Below are 23,948 nucleotides of genomic sequence, written 5' to 3' on the forward strand. Positions count from 1 at the left end.
GGGGCAAGCCCCAGGGTTTTAGGTTAAGCACAGTCATCCACGAAGGAAAACTTATTTGTCGCCCAGCTGTTCTGACATCGTGCCAGAGTCTGGCGCACGTGGTTCATCAACCGGACGTGGCGCACTCGGTGTACCGTTGCTGCCGGAATTGTTGGATGAAGAACCTTGTTCTTCCCAACCGGCTGGCGGACGCACATCGCGGCGAGCCATCAGATCATCAATCTGCGGCGCATCGATGGTCTCATATTTCATGAGCGCATCTTTCATCGAATGCAGGATGTCCATATTTTCGTTCAGAAGCTGACGCGCGCGATTGTAGTTACGTTCAACGAGCGATTTCACTTCCTGGTCGATAATACGTGCCGTTTCATCAGACATGTGTTTGGCTTTAGCAACAGAACGGCCCAGGAATACTTCGCCCTCTTCTTCCGCGTACAGCAGCGGACCGAGTTTGTCGGAGAAGCCCCATTGAGTCACCATGTTACGTGCCAGGTTAGTCGCGACTTTAATATCGTTCGACGCACCGGTAGACACATGTTCTACGCCGTAAATAATTTCTTCCGCCAGACGACCGCCGTACAGGGTAGAGATCTGGCTTTCCAGTTTCTGACGGCTGGCGCTGATCGCGTCGCCTTCAGGCAGGAAGAAGGTCACACCCAGCGCACGACCGCGCGGAATGATGGTCACTTTATGCACCGGATCGTGTTCCGGAACCAGGCGACCGATAATTGCGTGACCCGCTTCGTGGTAGGCGGTAGATTCTTTCTGCGCTTCCGTCATCACCATGGAGCGACGTTCCGCACCCATCATGATTTTGTCTTTCGCTTTCTCGAACTCAACCATCGATACCACGCGCTTGTTGCCACGTGCTGCAAACAGAGCCGCTTCGTTCACCAGGTTCGCGAGGTCTGCACCGGAGAAGCCTGGAGTACCGCGAGCAATAATTGCCGCATCAATGTCCGGAGACAGCGGTACGCGACGCATATGCACTTTCAGAATCTGTTCACGACCACGGACGTCTGGCAGACCGACCACAACCTGGCGGTCAAAACGGCCTGGACGCAGCAGCGCTGGGTCAAGTACGTCCGGACGGTTAGTTGCCGCGATAACGATGATACCTTCGTTACCTTCGAAGCCGTCCATCTCAACCAGCATCTGGTTCAGCGTCTGCTCACGTTCATCGTGACCGCCGCCCAGGCCCGCGCCACGTTGGCGGCCTACGGCGTCGATTTCATCGATGAAGATGATACACGGTGCCGCTTTCTTAGCTTGTTCGAACATGTCACGCACACGAGATGCACCGACACCGACGAACATTTCCACGAAATCAGAACCGGAAATGGTAAAGAACGGAACCTTCGCTTCACCCGCAATGGCTTTCGCCAGCAGGGTTTTACCGGTACCCGGAGGACCGACCATCAGGACGCCTTTCGGAATTTTACCGCCCAGCTTCTGGAAGCGGCTCGGTTCGCGCAGGTATTCAACCAGTTCAGCCACCTCTTCTTTCGCTTCGTCACAGCCCGCGACGTCGGCAAAGGTGGTTTTAATCTGGTCTTCCGTCAGCATGCGCGCCTTGCTTTTACCGAACGACATAGCACCTTTGCCACCGCCGCCCTGCATCTGACGCATGAAGAAGATCCAGACACCGATCAGCAGCAGCATTGGGAACCAGGAGATGAAGATAGAAGCCAGCAGGCTTGGCTCTTCAGGCGGTTCGCCAACCACTTTGACGTTTTTCGTCAGCAGGTTATCAAGCAGCTTAGGATCGTTAACCGGAATATAGGTCGTGTAACGGTTACTATCTTTCTTGGTAACGTTGATCTCACGTCCGTTGATACGCGCTTCGCGAACCTGGTCGTTATTGACCTCTTGCAGGAAGGTAGAATAATCCACCTTGTGGCTGTTCGATTCGCTGGGCCCAAAGCTCTGGAATACTGACATCAGCACAACGGCAATGACCAGCCAGAGTATTAGGTTTTTCGCCATGTCACTCAAGGGATTAACCTCTTATTACAACTGTGTTAAAAACAGCGTCAGGATACGCTATATCCGGTGTCTTTCAAACTTTCATCTGAAATTGCCGGTTATGGTTTTCGCCCGGTCGCTACAATGTACACTTCACGTGAACGTGCACGAGAAGAGTCCGGCTTACGAACTTTGACCTTCGTAAACAGGGAGCGAATTTCCCTTAGATACTCATCGAAACCTTCGCCCTGGAACACTTTCACTACAAAATTTCCGCCCGGCGCCAACACATCACGAGCCATTTCAAGCGCCAGTTCCACCAGATACATGGCCCGAGGGATGTCAACCGCCGGCGTTCCGCTCATGTTTGGTGCCATATCTGACATGACAACTTGTACTTTACTGTCACCGACACGTTCCAGTAATGCCTTCATCACGAGTTCATCACGAAAATCGCCCTGAAGGAAGTCCACACCAACGATTGGATCCATAGGTAAAAGATCGCAAGCAATGATGCGGCCTTTGCCACCAATCTGCGTGACCACATACTGTGACCAGCCTCCTGGGGCGGCACCGAGGTCGACTACCGTCATCCCCGGTTTAAAAAGTTTGTCACTTTGCTGTATTTCATCAAGTTTAAACCAGGCACGGGAACGTAACCCCTTTTTCTGTGCCTCTTGAACATATTTATCGCTAAAGTGTTCCTGTAGCCAGCGGCTTGAACTGGCAGAACGCTTTTTACCTGTCATTTAACATTCCCATCGGGGCAGTTCATCGTAGCCTATGGCGTAAATTTCTACGCATCATTTGGCGATATAAGGGAGATGGCGGTAGAATGACCCGTTTTCAATCCCAACCTAAGCAAAAATATACGATGAATCTGAGTACTAAACAAAAACAGCACCTGAAAGGTCTTGCACATCCGCTCAAGCCAGTAGTTATGCTTGGCAATAATGGTTTGACCGAAGGGGTACTGGCCGAGATTGAACAAGCGTTAGAGCACCATGAACTTATCAAGGTGAAAGTCGCCTCGGAAGATCGCGAAACCAAAACCTTGATCGTGGACGCTATCGTGCGCGAAACCGGCGCCTGTAACGTACAGGTCATCGGTAAAATGCTGGTGCTTTATCGCCCTGGTAAAGAACGCAAAATCTCGTTGCCACGTTAAGAATATCCTAATTTCTGACACAACATTGTGTTAAATGAGGGATTTTCTTCACGAGGGCTAGCAACATGCCACGCTCTCAAGCTTGATAAAAGGCCGCTATGCGGCCTTTTTCTTATCTTTACACTCAATCAACATTTTGAGTGTCGAACAAAACTTACAGATAATCCACTTTGATGATTTCAAACTCAACTTCACCACCCGGTGTGCGGATAACGACCACGTCATCCTGCTCTTTGCCGATAAGGCCACGAGCAATCGGTGAGTTCACAGAAATCAGGTTCTGTTTGAAGTCAGCTTCATCATCACCCACGATACGGTAGGTTTGTTCTTCATCGTTGTCCAGGTTCAACACCTTCACGGTAGCACCAAAGATCACGCGGCCATTGTTTGGTATCCGGGTGATATCGATAACCTGCGCATTAGACAGCTTCGCTTCGATATCCTTGATACGACCCTCGCAGAAGCCCTGCTGCTCACGCGCAGCATGGTACTCGGCGTTTTCTTTCAGGTCACCGTGCTCGCGCGCTTCAGCGATGGACGCGATGATTTCCGGGCGACGTACGGACTTGAGAAAATCCAGTTCTTCACGCAGTTTTTCTGCACCACGAAGGGTCATCGGAATAGCTTGCATCGTTATACCTCTTAAACATTCCTGTAGGGAGCGACTCACACCGCTCCGGCTGTTAAGCCCGCCTGTGTCGCTATCAACACCAGGCCAGAAGCAAAAGAAAACCGACCCGGGTACAAAGCCCCAGGTCAGCAGTAATTTTTAATTTGATACGTATTTTACCCTGAAGTTCACTACGGGTCATCGTTTACTTTACAGGGCTTTGCGCCGTAGTATGACGGCTTGTTTCCAGGTTGTTAGCGCGAGATTATGCGATTTTCCAGATTTATCATCGGATTGACTACCACTATAGCGTTTAGCGTTCAGGCCGCGAATGTTGATGAATACATCAATCAGCTTCCTGCCGGGGCCAACCTCGCGCTTTTGGTACAGAAAGTGGGCGCTCCCGCGCCGCTCATTGATTATCACGGGCAACAGATGGCACTGCCAGCCAGTACGCAGAAGGTACTGACCGCGCTGGCGGCGCTGTTACAGCTCGGCCCGGACTTCCGTTTTACCACCACGCTTGAGACCAAAGGCAGTGTTGATAACGGTACGCTGAAAGGTGACCTTATTGCACGATTTGGCGGCGATCCGACGCTAAAACGTCAGGATATTCGCAATATGGTGGCGACGCTAAAAAAATCTGGCGTGCAAAATATCGAGGGAAACATACTCATCGATACCTCCATTTTTGCCAGTCACGATAAAGCCCCAGGCTGGCCGTGGAACGATATGACGCAGTGTTTTAGCGCCCCTCCGGCGGCGGCAATTATTGACCGCAACTGCTTCTCGATTTCGTTATACAGCGCCCAAAAAGCCAATGATATGGCGTTTATTCGTATCGCTTCTTACTACCCAGTCACCATGTTTAGCCAGGTCCGCACGCTGGCAAAAGGTTCACCGGACGCGCAGTACTGTGAACTGGATGTCGTGCCAGGCGATCTGAATCGCTTTACCTTGACTGGCTGCCTGCCACAGCGTTCCGAGCCGCTGCCGCTGGCATTCGCGATTCAGGATGGCGCCAGCTACGCCGGGGCGATTATCAAAGACGAGCTGAAGCAGGCCGGGATCACCTATTCCGGCACCCTGCTACGCCAAACGCTGGTGAACGAACCGGGCACGGTGATTGCCAGCAAACAGTCGGCACAGCTTCACGATTTACTGAAGATCATGCTGAAAAAATCAGACAACATGATTGCCGATACCGTATTCCGCATGATTGGTCACGCGCGCTTCGGCGTACCGGGTACCTGGCGTGCGGGTTCTGATGCGGTCCGCCAGATCCTGCGTCAGCAAGCCGGTGTTGATTTAGGTAACACGATCATTGCCGATGGCTCAGGTCTGTCGCGACATAACCTGATTGCGCCGGCCACCATGATGCAGGCACTGCAATACATCGCTCAGCATGACAACGAACTGGATTTCATCTCGATGCTGCCGCTTGCCGGGCACGATGGTTCGCTCCAGTATCGCGCGGGTCTTCATCAGGCCGGTGTCGATGGCAAAGTGTCGGCAAAAACGGGATCCCTACAGGGCGTCTACAACCTCGCAGGCTTTATCACTACCGCCAGCGGACAAAAAATGGCGTTTGTACAGTATCTGTCGGGCTACGCGGTTTCGCCTGCCGATCAGCGCAACCGACGTATTCCGTTAGTCCGCTTTGAGAGCCGCTTGTATAAAGATATTTATCAGAACAACTGATCCCGTTCTTGCCGGATGGCAACGAACATAAAAAAAACGGGCCGCATTTGCGGCCCGTTGAATTTTGTAGGCCGGATTAGCGTAAGCACTCTCCGGCCACGAGATTAACGTTTGTAGATGAACTCAACGCCTTCTTCGTCGTCTTCGTCCCAATCGTCATCCCAATCTTCGTCGTCTTCTTCAGCTTCGGCTGCCACTTCGTCAAGCTGCTGACGGTGGTAGTCATCCCACATGAATTCAACTTTCTCTGGCTGTTTCGCATCTTCAGCCTGCACGATTGGGTTCTCAATGATGAAGTTCATCACGTCCCAGCACAGGTCTTTAACGCCAATCTGGCTCGCCGCAGAGATCAGGTAGTGCTTACCTTCCCAACCCATTGCGTCTGCAATCGCCTGTGCCTTAGCTTCCGCTTCAGCTTTATCCATCAGGTCGATTTTGTTGAACACCAGCCAACGTGGTTTACCGGCCAGCTTCTCGCTGTATTTCTCCAGCTCACCAACGATGATACGGGCATTTTCAGCCGGATCGGAACCGTCAATCGGCTCAATGTCGATGATGTGCAGCAGGACGCGACAGCGCTCAAGGTGCTTGAGGAAGCGAATACCAAGGCCCGCGCCTTCAGATGCGCCTTCAATCAGGCCAGGGATATCGGCAACCACGAAGCTCTTCTCGTTATCGACACGCACCACGCCAAGGCTTGGAACCAGCGTCGTAAACGGATAGTCCGCCACTTTCGGTTTCGCTGCAGAAACAGAACGGATGAAGGTGGATTTACCGGCATTCGGCATCCCCAGCATCCCAACGTCCGCCAGCAGCATCAGTTCGAGCTGCAGATCACGCTTATCGCCCGGCGTACCCATTGTCTTCTGACGCGGAGTACGGTTAACGGAAGATTTAAAACGGGTGTTACCCAGACCGTGCCAGCCGCCTTTCGCAACCATCAGGCGCTGACCATGTTTGGTCATATCACCCATCGTTTCGCCGGTGCCCTGGTCGATCACGCGCGTACCGACCGGCACCTTGATGGTGACGTCTTTACCACGTTTACCGGTACAGTCGCGGCTCGCACCGTTCTGACCACGCTCTGCGCGGAAAGATTTTTCGAAACGGTAGTCGATCAGCGTGTTCAGGTTTTCGTCGGCTTCCATCCATACGTCACCGCCATCACCACCATCGCCGCCGTCTGGGCCACCGCGTGGAATATATTTTTCACGGCGGAAGCTAACGCAACCATTACCGCCATCACCTGCTACGACCAGGATCGTTGCTTCATCAACAAACTTCATTTTACTCTCCGTAAATCATTCGCCTGCGCGGGGTAACGGAACAACCGCTTCACGCTTACGCCACCGCCCCCAAAGGCGATGACCAATGGCGGAATACATCGCGCCCGCAACCACGATAAACGCACCGAGGTAACCTAAAAGGTTCAACATCGGTCGGGCGAAGAAATCGGGCCAGGCCATTGATAAAAGATCTGAAAATAACAGTGTAAACAAGGGAGTAAGCGTCACTAATGCGCTTACCTGTGCCGCCTGCCAGCGTGCCATGGCTTCCGCCAACGCCCCGTAACCAACCAATGTGTTCAGACCACAAAAGATCAGGCAGGCTAGCTGCCAGTCGCTCAGTTGCCCGATAACCTCGGGCTTTGCTAACGGCAACAGTGCTATCGTACATAAAGTGTACAATAAAAAAAGAATCTGCTGTGAGGCCATCCGCCGCAATAACACCTTTTGCGCGACGCCGTAACTCACCCAGACCATCGCCGCCCCGACCCCGAAGATAACACCCCAGGTATAGTCAGTCAGACGAGTAAAAATTTCGACAAGGCTGGTGTTGAAAAACATCAGCAGGCCGCAGATCAGCATGATAGCGCCAATTATCTGCGTACCACGCATCTTCTCTTTGAGGATAAAGACGCTAGCAACCATCATGCCGACGGGTGAGAGCTGACCAATCACCTGTGACGCCGTTGGGCTGACATACTGTAGCGATGAGCTAAACAGGATGAAGTTACCGAACAGCCCCCCGGTGGCAATCAGCAACAACACCAGCCAGCGTGGATCGCGGAAAACCCGTAGGGGAGGAAGTCTGCGCTTCCAGAACAAGATGAGGCCCAGACCGCAGCTCGCCATCAAGAAGCGGTAGAACACAATGGTAGGCGGTTCCATCACTTCCAGAACCTGTTTCATGGCGATCGGTAAGGCTCCCCAACAGATTGCTGTCGTGAGCGCCAAAAGAATGCCAATACCCGCCTGTTGCTTCATACCGGATTCCCTGTCCCGAGTTTTCCTGGCGTCGAATGTAAAAAGCCCCGCAACACGTTGCGGGGCTTTCATCCGTTACCGGGACGCGAAAAACTTATTCAGCAACAATGCTGATAAAACGACGGTTTTTCGGGCCTTTCACTTCGAATTTCACTTTACCGTCTGCTTTAGCAAACAGAGTGTGGTCTTTGCCGCAGCCTACGTTAGAACCAGCGTGGAACTGAGTACCACGTTGACGAACGATGATGCTACCAGCCAGAACGGATTCGCCGCCGAAGCGTTTTACGCCCAGACGTTTAGCTTCTGAGTCGCGACCGTTACGAGTCGAGCCACCAGCCTTTTTATGTGCCATTTAATCTGCTCCCCTTAACTTAAGCGCTGATGCCAGTGATTTTCACATCAGTGAACCACTGACGATGGCCTTGCTGCTTACGATAGTGTTTACGACGACGAAACTTAACGATTTTAACTTTCTCGCCACGACCGTGAGCAACAACTTCAGCTTTGATTACGCCGCCATCAACGAAAGGAACGCCGATTTTGACTTCTTCACCGTTTGCGATCATCAGAACTTCAGCGAATTCAACAGATTCGCCAGTTGCGATGTCCAGCTTTTCCAGGCGAACGGTCTGACCTTCGCTAACTCGGTGTTGTTTACCACCACTTTGGAAAACCGCGTACATATAAACTCCGCTTCCGCGCACAACTTTTTGTGATTCAGAGTGCGCTATAAATATTCACAATAGGGCGCGAATATTACGCAAAACGTGAGGCTTTGACAAGTGCTAGCATCAATAGATGCAGAAAAAAAAGACAACAGGCACGACAACGTTTATCTGGGGCGTTTTTTCAGTACAATCGTAGGTACAACGCTAACGTAAAACCTTCGTTATCCCGTATGGATAAGTGGTAAACAGGACATTAAGCCCGGCTTTTGCGATGAATTTACAACAAATCAATGAGTTAACCGCGCAGGATATGGCGGGTGTTAATGCGACGATTCTTGAGCAGCTCAACTCGGACGTCCAGTTAATCAATCAGCTAGGTTATTATATCGTCAGCGGCGGCGGAAAACGAATTCGTCCGATGATTGCCGTACTGGCCGCTCGTGCCGTTGGCTATCAGGGAAATGCCCACGTCAATATCGCCGCGCTGATCGAATTTATTCACACGGCAACGCTGCTGCACGATGACGTCGTCGACGAGTCCGACATGCGTCGCGGCAAAGCAACGGCAAATGCGGCCTTTGGTAACGCAGCCAGCGTGCTGGTTGGCGACTTTATCTATACGCGTGCCTTCCAGATGATGACCAGCCTCGGCTCGCTGAAAGTGCTGGAAGTCATGTCTGAAGCGGTCAACGTGATTGCCGAAGGCGAAGTGCTGCAGTTGATGAACGTCAATGACCCGGACATCACCGAAGAAAACTACATGCGCGTGATTTACAGCAAAACCGCGCGCCTGTTTGAAGCGGCGGCCCAATGTTCAGGTTTGCTTGCCGACTGTACGCCAGAGCAGGAGAAAGGGTTGCAGGATTATGGCCGCTACCTGGGTACCGCTTTCCAGCTGATTGACGATTTGCTCGACTACAGCGCCGATGGTGAGACGCTGGGTAAAAATGTTGGCGACGATCTCAACGAAGGCAAACCAACGCTGCCACTGTTACACGCCATGCGTAACGGTACGCCTGAACAAACGCTGCTGATTCGTGGCGCAATTGAACAGGGCAATGGCCGGCATCTGCTTGAGCCTGTGCTTGAGGCGATGGCTGCCTGTGGCTCTTTGGAATGGACGCGCCAGCGTGCTGAAGAAGAAGCCGACAAAGCGATTGCCGCCCTGGCACCGCTGCCTGATACCCAATGGCGTGATGCGCTCATTGCACTTGCCCACATCGCCGTTCAGCGCGATCGTTAATCCTTTCCCGCGCCTTGCGCGGGAAAATTCCTAAAAAATCTCAAACATGCCTATGTTGCTGCAAAAAATTATCTTTTTCTGAATTTAATCACACTTACAAGAACTTTTTAGAATCCAATCGAAAAGCGCGATACAGTACAGACTTCACTCAATGTGGTGATTTAAACACCGCTCTCAAGGAGGAAGTATGGATACGTTTACCGACTGGCATCCGGCAGATATTATCGCGGGGTTACGCAAGAAAGGTACATCAATGGCCGCAGAATCGCGTAAGAACGGTCTCAGTTCTTCGACGTTAGCGAATGTGCTGTCACGTCCGTGGCCGAAAGGTGAAGTGATTATTGCGAAAGCGCTGGAGACCGATCCGTGGACGATCTGGCCATCGCGCTATCACGATCCCATCACTCACGAATTTATCGACAGAACGCAGATGATGCGCCAGCCTAAGAAGAGTAAATAACGCCCTCAAGACAAGCCTGAGGGCGTTTGTAAGCGGCAGCGATTACTCGCCTTTAATACGCTCGATATTCGCGCCTAATGCGCTCAGCTTGTCTTCAATACGCTCGTAGCCACGGTCGATATGGTAGATACGATCCACGATCGTGGTGCCCTGAGCAATACAGCCAGCCAGAACGAGACTTGCAGAAGCGCGCAGGTCAGTTGCCATCACCTGAGCCCCGGAGAGCTGCTCAACGCCGTGACAAATCGCGGTGTTGCTTTCGATTTCCGCGCGAGCACCCATACGAATGAGTTCAGGAATGTGCATGAAGCGGTTTTCGAATACCGTTTCGGTGATGACGCCAGTCCCTTCTGCCACCATATTCAGCAGAGTGAACTGTGCCTGCATATCCGTCGGGAACGCCGGGTGTGGCGCAGTACGCACGTTCACCGCTTTTGGACGTTTGCCGTGCATATCAAGGCTAATCCAGTCTTCGCCGACTTCAACGTCAGCGCCAGCTTCACGCAGCTTCGCCAGCACAGCGTCCAGCGTATCAGGCTTAGCGTTACGGCAGACAATTTTACCACCGGAAATCGCCGCTGCGACCAGGAAGGTGCCGGTTTCAATACGGTCTGGCAGAACGCGATACACGCCGCCGCCCAGGCGTTTGACGCCTTCAATGGTAATGCGATCGGTACCCTGCCCCGTCACTTTAGCGCCCATCGCGTTGAGGAAGTTCGCCGTATCGACGATTTCCGGCTCACGCGCGGCGTTTTCAATGATGGTAGTGCCTTCCGCAAGCGTTGCGGCAGTCATGATTGTGACGGTCGCGCCAACGCTGACCATGTCCATCACGATATGTGCACCTTTCAGGCGACCATTGACGGATGCTTTAACGTAGCCTTCTTCCAGCTTGATTTCTGCGCCTAACTGCTCAAGGCCAGAGATGTGCAGGTCAACCGGACGCGCACCGATGGTACAACCGCCAGGCAGAGAAACCTGACCCTGACCAAAACGCGCCACTAGCGGACCCAGCGCCCAGATAGAGGCACGCATGGTTTTCACCAGGTCGTATGGCGCACAGAATACATCTACCGGGCCTGCGTCGATCCATACCGAACCATTACGCTCTACCTTCGCACCCAGCTGAGTCAGCAGCTTCATGGAGGTATCGACGTCTTTCAGTTTTGGTACGTTCTGAATCTCAACCGGGTCTTCTGCCAGCAAAGCGGCAAAAAGAATCGGCAGGGCAGCATTTTTAGCACCGCTAATGGTGACCTCGCCCTGAAGGCGGGTCGGCCCCTGCACACGAAATTTATCCATCAAATCTAATCTCTGTTAAGTATTCACGTTCGCCACCGGAAAAGTGATGCCACTTTTCCCCTGGCTCAAAAACCGTTGAGTTTGCGATCGCGCGCCCACTCTTGCGGGGTATACGCTTTAATCGACAGGGCATGAATGCGGTTGTCCGCAATGTACTCCATCAGCGGGGCATAGACAGTTTGCTGTTTCTTAACCCGGCTCATGCCGTCAAACATCTCACCCACAACAATCACCTGGAAGTGACTGCCATCACCAGAAACGAGAACTTCCTGAAGGGAGAGTGCATTCATCAGCACGGTCTGAATTTCATTATTTTCCATAGGTTCGCATTTCATTTGAGAGTGAAAACAGCCCCACATCTTAGAGGAAAGTGGCGCAGTCTTAAACAAGCAAAAAGCCCCATCCTTGAGATTGATGGGGCTTTAAGAATATTGGAAGCAATAATGCACTGAAATTTTTAAGGGATCATATCTTCGGGCAAATTGTACAGCCCTTTCAGCGTAGCTACTTTTTCGCTCACGCCTTCCACACTTGCCGTACGGCCCTGAGCGCGTATCAGCTCAACCAGATGCACCAGCAGCGCCAGACCCGCCGTATCGACACGGCTTAGACCCTTGAGGTCAATCACCGACACGCCCTGCGTTGCGTCCATTCTGGCGTCCCACAGGGACACCAGAAAGTCCTGATCCAGTTCACCGTGCAGCGACAGGCGTTCGCCATCGCGCGTCCAGCTTAACTGTTCGGCCATTATTTTTTCTGTTCCAGGGTAATCGGCTGTGCAGAGATGGATTTCAGCTGTGCGGTCAGGCCATCAATACCTTTGGTACGCAGCAGATCGCTCCACTCGTTTTGCTTGGTGGTGATCATGCTCACACCTTCAGCAATCATATCGTAAGCCTGCCAGTTACCCGTCTGGGTATTTTTACGCCACTGGAAATCCAGGCGTACCGGCGGACGGCCGTTCGGATCGTTGATGGTGACGCGGATAGGAATGATAGTCGCATCGCCCAGCGCTTGTTCAGGGGCAACCTGATAAGTCTGACCGTGATACATCGCCAGCGCCTGACCGTAAGCCTGTTTCAGGTATTCACGGAACGCGGTGAAGTAGGCATCGCGCTGCGCCGGAGTCGCGTCTTTGTAGTAACGGCCCAGCACCAATGCACCCGCGTATTTCACCTGGACGTACGGCAGCAGTTCCTGATCCACGATATCACGCAGATAATTCGGGTTAGAACGAATCTTAGGTTGTTCAGCCTTCAGGCGATCGAACGTTTTCTGCGCCGCTTCGTTCATCAGTTTGTAAGGGTTAGTCTGGTCTGCCGCCGTGGCTGCCGTTAATGGGGCAATCACCAGCATGGCGACCATCAGTAAACGTTTAAACATGTCGAGTATCTCCTGAGATTAATTCGTCGAGCCAGTAGCAGGCGCCGCCGTATCAGTATGTCCATCGGTTGAATTCTTCGCATCGCCTGAATTCTGATTGTCGCTGCCTTTACTGTTGTAGAGGAACTGACCGATCAGATCTTCGAGCACCATCGCCGACTTGGTGTCCTGAATAGTGCTGCCATCTTTAAGGATAGACGTTCCCAGTTCCGGGTCTTCAAAGCCAACGTTCAGCGCCAGGTACTGCTCACCCAGTAAACCGGAAGTCCTGATGGCCAGCGAGCTGGTATCCGGAATATGGTTATAGGTGTCTTCAATATCGATAGCGATACGCGGTAGATACGTTTTCGGATCGAGGCTGATATCGGCAACTCGTCCAATCACCACGCCGCCAATACGCACCGGAGAACGGCTCTTCAGGCCGCCGATGTTATCGAAGGTGGCGTATACACGGTAGGTTGGCTCCGATTTTATCGACGACACATCTGCGGCCTTCAGGCACACAAACAGTGCCGCCAGCAGGGCAATCAACAAAAAAATACCGACCCAGATTTCACTCTTTTTCGTTTGCATTCACTCAATTCCCAAACATCAGTGCCGTCAGCACAAAGTCCAGCCCAAGAACCGCCAGCGACGCATGCACCACGGTACGGGTGGTCGCGCGGCTGATTCCGGCAGAAGTGGGGATCGCATCGTAACCGTTAAATAACGCAATCCATGTCACCGTAATGGCGAAAACAACGCTCTTAATCAGGCAGTTCACCAGATCAAGACGCCAGTCCACCGCATTTTGCATCGCCGACCAGAAGAACCCGGCGTCAATACCTTTCCAGCTCACGCCAACCAGCGAACCACCCCAGATGCCCACCGCGACGAAAATAATCGTCAGCAGCGGCAGGGAAATCACGCCAGCCCAGAAGCGAGGAGAGATCACACGACGCAGGGGATCCACCGCCATCATTTCCATACTGGAAAGCTGCTCGGTGGCGCGCATCAGACCGATTTCGGCGGTCAGCGCCGAACCGGCGCGCCCGGCGAACAGCAGTGCGGCAACAACCGGCCCTAGCTCACGTAGCAGCGATAGCGCCACCAGCATGCCGAGACTGGTCTCAGCGCTGTAGGTGGTCAGCACCAGATACCCTTGTAGCCCCAGCACCATGCCGATAAACACGCCCGACACGATGATGATGACCAACGAAAGTACGCCGACGTTGTACAGTTGGCGAACCAGCAGCGGCGCATGCTTGCGAAACTCCGGCTTGCCGACAACGGCATTGAATAACATTAACCCAGCTCGCCCAAACGTCGCGATGGTCTTAATTCCGCGATGTCCAAGCGCTGCCAGTGCATTTAACAGCATGAGTCGTTTAGCTCCCTGTGCCGATGAGGTCGCGGCGATAGTCGCCCGCAGGAAAACGGAATGGCACCGGACCATCGGCGATACCGTCGAGGAACTGACGCACTCGAGGATCGGCGTTTTCCTGCAACGAGGTGGCGCTACCGTGAGCGATGATTTTCTGGTCTGCCATGATGTAAGCGAAATCCGCAATACTCAGCACTTCCGGCACATCGTGAGAAACCACAATACAGGTGACACCCAGCGCGCTGTTGAGTTCGGAAATCAGCTTAACCAGTACGCCCATGGTAATGGGATCCTGACCAACAAACGGTTCATCAAACATGATGAGATCCGGCTCAAGCGCAATGGCTCTCGCCAGCGCAGCGCGTCGCGCCATGCCGCCGGACAGTTCAGATGGCATTAGCTTCGCCGCACCGCGCAGGCCGACGGCCTCCAGCTTCATCATCACCGTGCTTTTCAGCAACGGCGCGGGCAAATTGGTATGCTCACGAATCGGGTAGGCGACGTTATCAAACACGTTCAGGTCGGTGAACAATGCACCCGATTGAAACAGCATACTCATGCGCTTACGCACGGTATAAAGACGGGAGCGCGACATTTGCGGCACGTTCTCGCCGTCAAAGAGGATTTCTCCGCTATCCGGGGGGATCTGCCCACCAATAAGGCGCAGCAGCGTGGTCTTGCCAATCCCCGACGGCCCCATTATCGCGGTGATTTTGCCGCGTGGCACCGAAAGCGATATGTTGTCGAAAATGACGCGATTGCCACGGGAAAACGTGACGTCACGCATATCGACCAGATTCGCTAGATTTTGGCTCATAGGCTTACCTTTCCAGGTCCTTAACTAGGGCAAACTCCTGCTTGCCCCTGCATTCTTACAGAATCCTAACCGCTCTGGTTAACGAAATCTGGCATTTGTTTTACTTTTCCTGCGCATAAAGTCAAAATTAGGAATTCGTTACGCCCAGATGTGCGGGCCGACGATTATACCCGAATAAAGGATTTTAGATGCTCTTAGCTACGGCTCTGTTAATTATTGGTTTACTTCTGGTGGTATACAGCGCTGACCGCCTGGTGTATTCCGCGTCAATTCTTTGCCGTGCTTTAGGGATCCCGCCGCTGATTATTGGCATGACTATTGTCAGTATAGGCACATCGCTGCCGGAAATTATTGTTTCCGCAGCCGCCTCACTTCACGGGCAGGTCGATGTGGCCATCGGTACCGCAATCGGATCCAATATCGTCAATATCCTGCTGATCCTCGGGCTCACCGCACTGTTCCACCCGTTTACCGTGCATTCTGATATCCTGCGCCGCGAAATACCGCTAATGTTGGTAGTGAGCCTGCTGGCAGGATATGTGTTGTATGATGGCGAGCTGTCCCGCCTCGACGGCGTGTTTTTATTTATTCTCACCGTCCTGTGGCTGTTGTTTATCATTAAAATAGCCCGGCTGGCCGAACGTCAGGGCAATGACAAATTTACCCAGGAGCAGCTAGCCGAGCTGCCGCGCGACGGTTCGTTACCCGTCGCCTGCTTATGGCTTGGTGTCGCACTTATCATCATGCCAATGGCGACCCGCATGGTTATTGATAATGCCACAGTGATGGCGAACTATTTCGCCATGAGTGAACTGACCATTGGTCTGACTATTGTGGCGCTGGGCACCAGTCTGCCGGAACTGGCCACCGCAATTGCCGGGGTACGTAAAGGCGAGAATGATATCGCTGTCGGCAATATCATCGGCTCCAATTTCTTTAATATCGCTATCGTTTTGGGGATCCCTGCCCTTATCGCGCCAGGACAGTTTAACCCACTCGCGTTCAGTCGGGACTATGGCGTAATGGTATTGGTCAGCGTTGTTTTCGCCCTACTGTGCTGGCGCCGCCGCCAGATAGGCCGTGGCGCGGGCTTGCTGTTGATCGGCGGGTTTATGGTATGGCTGGCACTGCTCTGTTGGGGCACGCCGCTTTTCATCGAATGAATCGGGATAACACTATGTCGCAAATAGATTTGCAGCCAAATTTCGATTTCCTGCAGGCGGGAAAAGAAGTTCTGGAGATTGAACGGGAAGGGCTGGAACAGCTCGATCAATACATTAATCAGGATTTCAGCGACGCCTGCGAGAAGATTTTCTACTGCAGCGGCAAAGTCGTGGTGATGGGAATGGGCAAGTCCGGGCATATTGGCCGTAAGATGGCGGCCACCTTTGCCAGTACCGGCACCTCGTCGTTCTTCGTCCATCCCGGCGAAGCGGCTCACGGTGACTTAGGCATGGTCACGCCGCAGGACGTGGTTATCGCCCTGTCTAACTCCGGCGAGTCCAATGAGATTCTGGCGCTTATCCCGGTGCTGAAACGCCTGCACGTTCCGCTTATCTGCATCACCAGTCGTCCGGACAGCAGCATGGGGCGTGCCGCCGATATTCATTTGTGTGTGAAGGTCCCGCGCGAAGCCTGTCCGTTAGGACTGGCGCCGACTTCCAGCACGACTGCAGCTCTGGTGATGGGCGATGCCCTTGCCGTCGCGCTATTAAAGGCACGAGGCTTTACGGCTGAAGATTTTGCTCTGTCGCACCCCGGTGGCGCACTCGGCCGCAAGCTGCTGCTGCGGGTTAACGATATCATGCACACCGGTGATGAAATTCCGCACGTCAGCATCGATGCTTCGCTGCGCGATGCGCTGCTGGAGATTACCCGCAAGAACCTGGGAATGACCGCCATCTGCGATGACAACATGCAGATTAAGGGAATTTTCACCGATGGCGACCTGCGACGGATCTTCGATAATGGCGTTGACGTTCGCACCCTCGGTATTGCCGACGTCATGACGCCGGGCGGTATTCGTATTCGCCCAGGAATACTGGCGGTGGATGCCCTGAACCTGATGCAATCACGTCATATCACCTGCGTGCTGGTTGCCGATGGCGACCATCTGCTAGGTGTGATACATATGCACGACCTACTGCGCGCAGGCGTAGTGTAATCAAGGATATAAAGAATGAGTCATGCTGTTACCCCGGTAGCCACCTGTTATGGCCCGGTGAGCCCACAATTTATTGCGCAGGCGGAAAAAATTCGCCTGCTGATCCTCGATGTTGACGGGGTGCTCTCGGACGGCCTTATCTACATGGGTAACAACGGTGAAGAGCTAAAAGCCTTCAACGTGCGTGATGGCTACGGTATTCGCTGCGCCCTCACCTCAGGTATCGATGTGGCGATTATTACCGGGCGAAAAGCTAAACTGTTAGAAGACCGCTGCGCAACGCTTGGCATCACCCATCTCTATCAGGGGCAGTCAGATAAGCTCATCGCCTACTGCGAACTGCTGGCGAAGCTCGACGTGCAGCCGGATCAAGTTGCCTACGTTGGCGACGATTTGATCGACTGGCCGGTGATGGCAGAAATCGGCTTAAGCGTCGCCGTTGCCGATGCGCATCCGCTGCTGCTGCCACGCGCAGATTACGTCACCCGTATTGCGGGTGGCCGTGGCGCTGTCCGCGAAGTGTGCGACCTGTTGCTGCTGGCGCAAGGTAAGCTGGACGAAGCCAAAGGGCAATCGATATGAGTAAAACCAGACGTTGGGTTATTATTCTACTTGCGCTGGCAGCGCTGATTCTTATCGGTCTGAATCTGGCCGATAAGGACGACCCTAGCCAGTTAGTGGTGAATACCAATGATCCGACCTATCAAAGCGAACATACCGATACCGTGGTATACAGCCCAGAAGGTTCACTCAGCTACCGGTTAATCGCCGAGCATGTGGAGTATTTTTCCGATCAGGCGCTGTCGTGGTTTACCCGCCCGGTACTGACAACTTTTGATACTAATAAAGTACCAACCTGGTCGATTAAAGCAGATAAAGCCAAACTGACTAACGATCGCATGCTGTACCTCTACGGGCACGTTGAAATCAACGCGCTGACAGAAGATGCACAACTGCGTAAGATTACGACGGATAATGCCCAGGTGAACCTGATTACTCAGGACGTTGCCTCTGACGACCTCGTGACGTTATACGGAACATCATTTAATTCCAGCGGCCTGAAAATGCGCGGCAATTTACGCAGCAAAACCGCCGAGCTGATTGAAAAGGTTAGAACCTCTTATGAAATTCAGAACAAACAAACTCAGCCTTAAGCTGGCGCTCGCGGGTTCCTTGTTAGCGGCTAGCCTGCCGGCAATGGCGCTTACCGGAGATACCGATCAGCCGATTCATATCGAATCCGATCAACAGTCGCTGGATATGCAGGGCAACATTGTGACCTTCACCGGTAACGTCGTCGTAACGCAGGGCACGATCAAAATTAATGCCGACAAAGTCGTGGTGACTCGCCCGGCAGATCAAAAAGGCAAAGAGGTTATCGACGGCTACGGTAATCCGGCGACCTTCTACCAGATGCAGGACAACGGCAAACCGGTGAAAGGCCACGCGTCTAAAATGCACTATGAACTGCAGAACGATTTCGTGGTGCTGACCGGCAACGCTTATCTTGAGCAGCTTGATAGCAATATTAAAGGCGACAAGATTACCTACCTGGTGAAAGAGCAGAAAATGCAGGCGTTTAGCGACAAAGGCAAACGCGTCACCACCGTTCTGGTTCCGTCGCAGATTCAGGACAAATCCAAAGGCCAGGCCCCGGCCCAGAAAAAGAGTAACTAATTCGTTATGGCGACATTAACTGCAAAAAACCTGGCGAAAGCATACAAAGGCCGTCGCGTCGTGGAAGATGTCAGTCTGACCGTGAATTCCGGTGAGATTGTCGGTCTGCTCGGGCCGAACGGCGCGGGTAAAACTACCACCTTCTACATGGTGGTAGGGATTGTTCCGCGCGACGCCGGTAATATCATCATCGATGACGAAGACATCAGCTTGCTGCCGCTGCACGCCCGTGCCCGTCGCGGGATTGGCTATCTGCCGCAGGAAGCTTCTATTTTCCGTCGCCTGAGCGTCTATGACAACCTGATGGCGGTGCTACAGATCCGTGATGATCTGAGCGCCGAGCAGCGTGAAGACCGCGCCAAAGAGCTGATGGAAGAGTTCCACATTGAACACCTGCGTGACAACTTAGGTCAGGCACTTTCCGGTGGTGAGCGCCGCCGTGTAGAAATTGCCCGCGCGTTGGCGGCAAACCCTAAATTTATCCTGCTGGATGAACCGTTTGCCGGCGTTGACCCGATCTCCGTTATCGACATCAAACGTATTATCGAACATCTGCGCGACAGCGGCCTTGGCGTCCTTATCACCGACCATAATGTGCGCGAAACATTGGCGGTGTGTGAGCGCGCCTATATCGTCAGCCAGGGGCATTTGATTGCCCACGGAACACCTCAAGAGATCCTACAAGACGAACAAGTTAAACGCGTGTATCTTGGGGAAGACTTCAGACTCTGATAGGGTATGGTTAACGACGTTAGCGGGAGAGATTCGTTCTGAACATGAAGCAAGGTTTGCAATTAAGGCTCAGCCAACAGCTTGCCATGACGCCGCAGTTGCAACAGGCGATCCGTCTGTTGCAATTGTCAACGCTGGAACTTCAGCAAGAACTCCAGCAAGCACTGGAAAGCAATCCGCTGCTTGAGCAAACCGATCTTCACGAGGAAGTAGAAACCCAGGAAACCGTTGATACCGAAACGCTGGACAGCGTCGACGCGCTGGAAAAGGCGGAGATGCCTGAAGAGCTGCCGCTAGACGCTAGCTGGGATGAAATCTACACCGCCGGGACGCCGTCAGGCACCGGGGTTGATTATCAGGACGACGAGCTGCCGGTCTATCAGGGTGAAACCACCCAGTCCTTGCAGGACTATCTGATGTGGCAGGTTGAGCTGACGCCGTTTACCGACACTGACCGCGCCATTGCCACGTCGATTGTTGATGCCGTCGATGACACTGGCTATCTCACCGTCACGCTGGAAGATATTCGTGAGAGCATCGGCAATGACGAAATCGGCCTTGATGAAGTGGAAGCGGTACTTAAACGTATCCAGCGCTTCGATCCGGTCGGCGTAGCCGCTAAAGATCTGCGTGACTGCCTGTTGATCCAGCTTTCACAATTCAGCCCAGACACGCCGCGAATTACCGAAGCGCGGCTGATCATTGCCGAGCATCTCGATCTCCTCGCCAACCATGACTTCCGCTCGCTTATGCGCGTCACGCGTCTGAAAGAAGACGTGTTGAAGGAAGCCGTCGATCTGATCCAATCGTTAGATCCGCGCCCAGGCCAGTCGATCCAGACCGGCGAACCGGAGTACGTGATCCCTGATGTGCTGGTCCGCAAGGTAAACGGCCGCTGGATGGTGGAGCTTAACGCCGACAGCATTCCGCGTTTGCAGATAAACCAGCACTATGCTGGCATGTGCAATAACGCCCGTAACGACGCCGATAGCCAGTTTATCCGCAGCAACCTGCAGGATGCCAAATGGCTGATTAAGAGTCTTGAGAGCCGTAACGACACGCTACTGCGCGTCAGCCGCTGCATCGTTGAACAGCAGCAGGCCTTTTTCGATCTCGGCGAAGAACATATGAAACCGATGGTGCTGGCGGATATCGCCCAGACCGTCGAGATGCACGAGTCCACGATTTCGCGTGTCACCACGCAGAAGTATTTGCATAGCCCACGGGGCATTTTTGAGCTTAAGTATTTCTTCTCCAGTCACGTGAGTACCGAAGGCGGCGGCGAAGCCTCTTCCACGGCAATTCGCGCGTTGGTGAAGAAATTAATTGCCGCGGAAAATCCCGCGAAACCACTGAGCGACAGTAAACTGACCACCCTGCTCTCTGAACAGGGTATCATGGTGGCACGGCGTACCGTTGCAAAGTACCGAGAGTCTTTATCCATCCCGCCGTCTAACCAGCGTAAACAACTGGTCTGACTCTACTGATAAGGAAGACACTATGCAGCTCAACATCACTGGACACAACGTCGAAATTACCGAAGCGATGCGCGAATTCGTCAATGCGAAATTCGTTAAACTCGAACAGTATTTCGAGAGGATCAATCAGGTCTATATTGTGTTAAGAGTGGAAAAATTGACGCACATCTCGGATGCAACATTGCATGTTAACGGCGGCGAACTTCATGCCAGTGCGGAAGGGAAGGATATGTACGCCGCCATCGACGGCTTGATCGACAAACTGTCGAGACAGTTGAATAAACACAAAGATAAACTAAAACAACACTGATTGTCCGAGCGATCGCCCGATATGCCCCCGCATATCGGGCGGTGCTTAGGTGAAATTATGACAAATAATGATTCAGCTCTTCAACTGAGCAATGTCCTTAACCAGGAATGTACCCGCAGTGCCGTGCACTGTCAGAGTAAAAAACGTGCGCTGGAAATCATCAGCGAGCTGGCGGCTAAACAGCTTAGCCTGCCTCCGCAGGTGGTGTTCGAAGCCATTCTGACCCGTGAAAAGATGGGCAGTACCGGCATCGGCAACGGCATCGCTATTCCTCACGGTAAACTGGAAGAGGATACGCTGCGCGCGGTAGGTGTCTTTGTGCAACTGGAAACACCGATTGCCTTCGATGCCATCGACAATCAGCCTGTTGATTTGTTGTTTGCGCTACTGGTGCCGGCCGACCAGACCAAAACCCACCTGCATACGCTCTCTTTGGTGGCGAAACGTCTGGCGGATAAAACCATTTGTCGCCGTCTGCGCTCGGCGCAGAGCGACGAAGAGCTCTATCAAATCATCACCGATACGGAAACCCACGATGATGAATAATGGACATCACATCGTACTGAGGAGAAACGGTACATGGTACTGATGATCGTCAGCGGCCGCTCTGGCTCGGGAAAGTCTGTTGCCCTGCGCGCGCTGGAAGATATGGGGTTTTACTGCGTCGACAACCTCCCGGTTGTGCTGCTGCCTGAGCTGGCAAAAACCCTGGCCGACCGTGAAATATCGGCGGCCGTCAGCATCGACGTGCGTAACATGCCGGAATCACCGGAAATCTTCGAACGGGCGATGGAAAGTCTGCCGGAGAACTTCTCGCCTCAGCTGCTGTTCCTTGATGCCGACCGCAACACGCTGATTCGTCGCTACAGCGACACTCGCCGTTTGCATCCGCTGTCGAGTAAAAATTTGTCGCTGGAAAGCGCCATCGATGAAGAGAGCAATCTGCTGGAACCGCTGCGCTCGCGCGCCGATCTCATCGTCGATACGTCTGAAATGTCCGTCCACGAGCTGGCTGAAATGCTGCGTACCCGCCTGCTGGGTAAACGTGAACGCGAGTTGACGATGGTGTTCGAATCTTTCGGCTTCAAGCACGGTATTCCAATTGACGCTGATTACGTCTTTGACGTGCGCTTCCTGCCAAACCCGCATTGGGATCCGAAGCTGCGCCCAATGACCGGGCTCGACAAGCCGGTAGCCGCCTTCCTCGATCGCCATACGGAAGTACACAACTTTATTTACCAGACGCGTAGCTATCTTGAGCTATGGTTACCTATGCTGGAAACCAACAACCGCAGCTATTTAACGGTAGCCATTGGTTGTACTGGTGGTAAGCACCGTTCGGTCTATGTTGCCGAACAGCTGGCTGACTACTTCCGTTCACGCGGTAAGAACGTGCAGTCTCGTCATCGGACGCTGGAAAAACGTAAATCATGACCGTAAAGCAGACCGTTGAAATCACCAATAAGCTGGGCATGCATGCACGCCCAGCCATGAAACTGTTTGAACTGATGCAGGATTTCGACGCAGAAGTGCTGCTGCGTAATGATGAAGGCACCGAAGCGGAAGCCAACAGCGTGATTGCGCTGTTGATGCTGGACTCTGCCAAGGGTCGACAGATAGAAATCGAAGCCACCGGGCCGCAGGAAGTAGAAGCGCTGACGGCAGTGATTGCACTGTTTAACGCCGGGTTCGACGAAGACTAGTCTGGATGAGGCGCTCGCGCCGCCATTCGGCACCGAGCCTGATGACGTTTCGCATATCAGGCTAACTTAGACTAATAAAGCTTATTCTCCCGCATAAATCCCTCGCCCCCCAGCTGTCTCATCTGACGTAAAATCCACGCCTGGCGACTGCGCACATAGCCTGACGGCGCATTAGCCTTAAAGCGAATCGGGTTTGGTAGCACGGCAGCAAGCAGCGCCGCTTCTGCCATCGTCATTTTGCTAGCCGGTTTATGGAAGTAACGCTGGGATGCCGCCTCCACGCCAAACACGCCATCACCAAACTCGGCGATATTCAGATAGACGGTCAGAATGCGCTTCTTGCTCCACACGGTCTCGATACCGAGCGTCAGACCGGCCTCTAAACCTTTACGCACCCAGCTGCGGCCATCCCACAGAAATAGATTTTTCGCCGTCTGCTGCGACAGCGTAGAAGCCCCGCGAATACGGTTTTCGTTGCGCTCATTGTGGGCCAGCGCTTTTTCAATTGCCGATACATCAAACCCCCAGTGATCCGGGAATTTCTGATCTTCTGCGGCAATCACCGCCAGCCCCATCCACGGCGACATCTCATCCATGCTGACCCAATCCGAATGAGCAACGTAGCTAAAGTTTCCCGTTATCCACGCCCCAACCTGACGTTCAATCATCACTGCGGAAAATGGAACCGGTAAAATACTGAATAGCGCAATGCCGCCGCCCCAGAAAAGTGCCAATAGCAACAACAGACGCCCTAACAGACGTTTAAGCCCCGCTACTCTTCTAAAAGCCATCTTCCTCACGCTAACCCTCTGACACTGATTAATATTTCTGATTAAGACGCTATGGTTCACACATTTTACTGATTCACGTAACAATCATTATAAGATTTGCTATCTTATTGAACGTGCAATCGTAATTCAGGTTGTGTCAAAAAAAT

The 23,948-nt window shown here is 53.0% G+C and carries 30 protein-coding genes; 15 read left to right on the top strand and 15 right to left on the bottom strand.

The window, feature by feature from the left end; all coding sequences use genetic code 11:
* Positions 1-51: 51 nt before the first annotated feature.
* Entirely contained in the window at positions 52-1,986 is a 1,935-nt protein-coding gene (gene ftsH, locus LZ634_RS13060) for an ATP-dependent zinc metalloprotease FtsH (protein ID WP_234505740.1), read from the bottom strand.
* A 98-nt stretch (positions 1,987-2,084) separates the two neighbouring features.
* A complete protein-coding gene (gene rlmE / locus LZ634_RS13065) occupies positions 2,085-2,714 on the bottom strand; it encodes a 23S rRNA (uridine(2552)-2'-O)-methyltransferase RlmE (protein ID WP_061281660.1) in 630 nt (209 codons plus the stop codon).
* A gap of 125 nt (positions 2,715-2,839) precedes the next feature.
* Between rlmE and yhbY the strand changes: the two genes are divergently transcribed.
* Positions 2,840-3,133, top strand: a complete 294-nt coding sequence (gene yhbY, locus LZ634_RS13070) for a ribosome assembly RNA-binding protein YhbY (RefSeq protein WP_035891263.1) — start codon at positions 2,840-2,842, stop codon at positions 3,131-3,133.
* 154 nt (positions 3,134-3,287) lie between these two features.
* Here yhbY and greA read toward each other — a convergent pair whose 3' ends face one another.
* Positions 3,288-3,764 (bottom strand): transcription elongation factor GreA, encoded by a 477-nt coding sequence (greA, locus tag LZ634_RS13075; RefSeq protein WP_234505742.1) that lies wholly within the window; start codon positions 3,762-3,764, stop codon positions 3,288-3,290.
* 246 nt (positions 3,765-4,010) lie between these two features.
* Here greA and dacB point away from each other — a divergent pair, with 246 nt between their 5' ends.
* Positions 4,011-5,444 carry a serine-type D-Ala-D-Ala carboxypeptidase gene (gene dacB, locus LZ634_RS13080; protein ID WP_234505744.1) on the top strand — a complete coding sequence of 478 codons (1,434 nt, stop codon included), beginning with the start codon at positions 4,011-4,013 and terminating at the stop codon, positions 5,442-5,444.
* A gap of 104 nt (positions 5,445-5,548) precedes the next feature.
* Here dacB and cgtA read toward each other — a convergent pair whose 3' ends face one another.
* The 4 genes from cgtA to rplU form a co-directional block, all read right to left on the bottom strand.
* The gene (gene cgtA, locus LZ634_RS13085) at positions 5,549-6,730 is read right to left on the bottom strand and encodes an Obg family GTPase CgtA (RefSeq protein WP_234505747.1); all 1,182 of its coding nucleotides are present in this window, start codon (positions 6,728-6,730) and stop codon (positions 5,549-5,551) included.
* 15 nt (positions 6,731-6,745) lie between these two features.
* On the bottom strand, positions 6,746-7,711 hold the full coding sequence (locus LZ634_RS13090) for a DMT family transporter (protein ID WP_234505751.1): 966 nt from the start codon (positions 7,709-7,711) through the stop codon (positions 6,746-6,748).
* 94 nt (positions 7,712-7,805) lie between these two features.
* Positions 7,806-8,063 carry a 50S ribosomal protein L27 gene (gene rpmA, locus LZ634_RS13095; RefSeq protein WP_052283637.1) on the bottom strand — a complete coding sequence of 86 codons (258 nt, stop codon included), beginning with the start codon at positions 8,061-8,063 and terminating at the stop codon, positions 7,806-7,808.
* A gap of 19 nt (positions 8,064-8,082) precedes the next feature.
* Positions 8,083-8,394 (bottom strand): 50S ribosomal protein L21, encoded by a 312-nt coding sequence (gene rplU / locus LZ634_RS13100; protein ID WP_003025032.1) that lies wholly within the window; start codon positions 8,392-8,394, stop codon positions 8,083-8,085.
* 256 nt (positions 8,395-8,650) lie between these two features.
* On the opposite strand from rplU, the gene ispB reads away from it, so the two are divergent.
* Complete coding sequence (gene ispB / locus LZ634_RS13105; protein WP_234505754.1) at positions 8,651-9,622, top strand: octaprenyl diphosphate synthase; 972 nt, start codon at positions 8,651-8,653, stop codon at positions 9,620-9,622.
* 187 nt (positions 9,623-9,809) lie between these two features.
* Complete coding sequence (gene sfsB, locus LZ634_RS13110) at positions 9,810-10,082, top strand: DNA-binding transcriptional regulator SfsB (RefSeq protein ID WP_234505756.1); 273 nt, start codon at positions 9,810-9,812, stop codon at positions 10,080-10,082.
* Positions 10,083-10,124: 42 nt separating this feature from the next.
* On the opposite strand, the gene murA is transcribed toward sfsB, so the two are convergent.
* The 7 genes from murA to mlaF form a co-directional block, all read right to left on the bottom strand.
* Entirely contained in the window at positions 10,125-11,384 is a 1,260-nt protein-coding gene (gene murA / locus LZ634_RS13115) for a UDP-N-acetylglucosamine 1-carboxyvinyltransferase (RefSeq protein ID WP_234505760.1), read from the bottom strand.
* 65 nt (positions 11,385-11,449) lie between these two features.
* Positions 11,450-11,704, bottom strand: a complete 255-nt coding sequence (ibaG, locus tag LZ634_RS13120) for a BolA family iron metabolism protein IbaG (protein WP_052283633.1) — start codon at positions 11,702-11,704, stop codon at positions 11,450-11,452.
* Positions 11,705-11,841: 137 nt separating this feature from the next.
* On the bottom strand, positions 11,842-12,132 hold the full coding sequence (mlaB, locus tag LZ634_RS13125) for a lipid asymmetry maintenance protein MlaB (protein ID WP_234505763.1): 291 nt from the start codon (positions 12,130-12,132) through the stop codon (positions 11,842-11,844).
* A complete protein-coding gene (mlaC, locus tag LZ634_RS13130; protein WP_234505766.1) occupies positions 12,132-12,767 on the bottom strand; it encodes a phospholipid-binding protein MlaC in 636 nt (211 codons plus the stop codon). The genes mlaB and mlaC overlap by 1 nt, the downstream gene beginning before the upstream one ends.
* A gap of 18 nt (positions 12,768-12,785) precedes the next feature.
* Positions 12,786-13,340, bottom strand: a complete 555-nt coding sequence (mlaD, locus tag LZ634_RS13135) for an outer membrane lipid asymmetry maintenance protein MlaD (RefSeq protein WP_234505768.1) — start codon at positions 13,338-13,340, stop codon at positions 12,786-12,788.
* A 4-nt stretch (positions 13,341-13,344) separates the two neighbouring features.
* On the bottom strand, positions 13,345-14,127 hold the full coding sequence (gene mlaE, locus LZ634_RS13140; RefSeq protein ID WP_052283629.1) for a lipid asymmetry maintenance ABC transporter permease subunit MlaE: 783 nt from the start codon (positions 14,125-14,127) through the stop codon (positions 13,345-13,347).
* A 7-nt stretch (positions 14,128-14,134) separates the two neighbouring features.
* On the bottom strand, positions 14,135-14,947 hold the full coding sequence (mlaF, locus tag LZ634_RS13145) for a phospholipid ABC transporter ATP-binding protein MlaF (RefSeq protein ID WP_234505771.1): 813 nt from the start codon (positions 14,945-14,947) through the stop codon (positions 14,135-14,137).
* 188 nt (positions 14,948-15,135) lie between these two features.
* On the opposite strand from mlaF, the gene LZ634_RS13150 reads away from it, so the two are divergent.
* Genes LZ634_RS13150 through npr form a run of 11 tightly spaced genes read left to right on the top strand, consistent with a single transcriptional unit; the run spans position 15,136 to position 23,011 of the window.
* A complete protein-coding gene (locus LZ634_RS13150; RefSeq protein ID WP_234505772.1) occupies positions 15,136-16,110 on the top strand; it encodes a calcium/sodium antiporter in 975 nt (324 codons plus the stop codon).
* A gap of 14 nt (positions 16,111-16,124) precedes the next feature.
* On the top strand, positions 16,125-17,111 hold the full coding sequence (kdsD, locus tag LZ634_RS13155; protein WP_234505775.1) for an arabinose-5-phosphate isomerase KdsD: 987 nt from the start codon (positions 16,125-16,127) through the stop codon (positions 17,109-17,111).
* A gap of 15 nt (positions 17,112-17,126) precedes the next feature.
* Positions 17,127-17,693, top strand: coding sequence for a 3-deoxy-manno-octulosonate-8-phosphatase KdsC (kdsC, locus tag LZ634_RS13160; RefSeq protein WP_234505779.1), 567 nt, complete (start codon positions 17,127-17,129; stop codon positions 17,691-17,693).
* Positions 17,690-18,265, top strand: a complete 576-nt coding sequence (lptC, locus tag LZ634_RS13165) for an LPS export ABC transporter periplasmic protein LptC (protein ID WP_234505782.1) — start codon at positions 17,690-17,692, stop codon at positions 18,263-18,265. Before kdsC ends, lptC begins: the two co-directional genes overlap by 4 nt.
* Positions 18,234-18,788, top strand: a complete 555-nt coding sequence (gene lptA, locus LZ634_RS13170; protein WP_234505785.1) for a lipopolysaccharide ABC transporter substrate-binding protein LptA — start codon at positions 18,234-18,236, stop codon at positions 18,786-18,788. The genes lptC and lptA overlap by 32 nt, the downstream gene beginning before the upstream one ends.
* 6 nt (positions 18,789-18,794) lie before the next feature.
* Positions 18,795-19,520 (top strand): LPS export ABC transporter ATP-binding protein, encoded by a 726-nt coding sequence (gene lptB / locus LZ634_RS13175; RefSeq protein ID WP_234505788.1) that lies wholly within the window; start codon positions 18,795-18,797, stop codon positions 19,518-19,520.
* 44 nt (positions 19,521-19,564) lie between these two features.
* A complete protein-coding gene (gene rpoN / locus LZ634_RS13180) occupies positions 19,565-20,998 on the top strand; it encodes an RNA polymerase factor sigma-54 (RefSeq protein WP_234505792.1) in 1,434 nt (477 codons plus the stop codon).
* A gap of 22 nt (positions 20,999-21,020) precedes the next feature.
* On the top strand, positions 21,021-21,308 hold the full coding sequence (gene hpf / locus LZ634_RS13185) for a ribosome hibernation promoting factor (RefSeq protein WP_234505795.1): 288 nt from the start codon (positions 21,021-21,023) through the stop codon (positions 21,306-21,308).
* 57 nt (positions 21,309-21,365) lie between these two features.
* Entirely contained in the window at positions 21,366-21,854 is a 489-nt protein-coding gene (ptsN, locus tag LZ634_RS13190) for a PTS IIA-like nitrogen regulatory protein PtsN (RefSeq protein ID WP_061281622.1), read from the top strand.
* Between the two features lie 33 nt (positions 21,855-21,887).
* Positions 21,888-22,742, top strand: coding sequence for an RNase adapter RapZ (rapZ, locus tag LZ634_RS13195; protein ID WP_234505798.1), 855 nt, complete (start codon positions 21,888-21,890; stop codon positions 22,740-22,742).
* On the top strand, positions 22,739-23,011 hold the full coding sequence (gene npr / locus LZ634_RS13200) for a PTS phosphocarrier protein NPr (RefSeq protein ID WP_234505800.1): 273 nt from the start codon (positions 22,739-22,741) through the stop codon (positions 23,009-23,011). The genes rapZ and npr overlap by 4 nt, the downstream gene beginning before the upstream one ends.
* Positions 23,012-23,082: 71 nt before the next feature.
* Here npr and mtgA read toward each other — a convergent pair whose 3' ends face one another.
* Positions 23,083-23,802, bottom strand: coding sequence for a monofunctional biosynthetic peptidoglycan transglycosylase (gene mtgA, locus LZ634_RS13205; RefSeq protein ID WP_234505803.1), 720 nt, complete (start codon positions 23,800-23,802; stop codon positions 23,083-23,085).
* Positions 23,803-23,948: the final 146 nt, after the last annotated feature.

This window comes from Kluyvera intermedia (assembly GCF_021440345.1).
Classification (GTDB): Bacteria; Pseudomonadota; Gammaproteobacteria; order Enterobacterales; family Enterobacteriaceae; genus Kluyvera; species Kluyvera intermedia_A.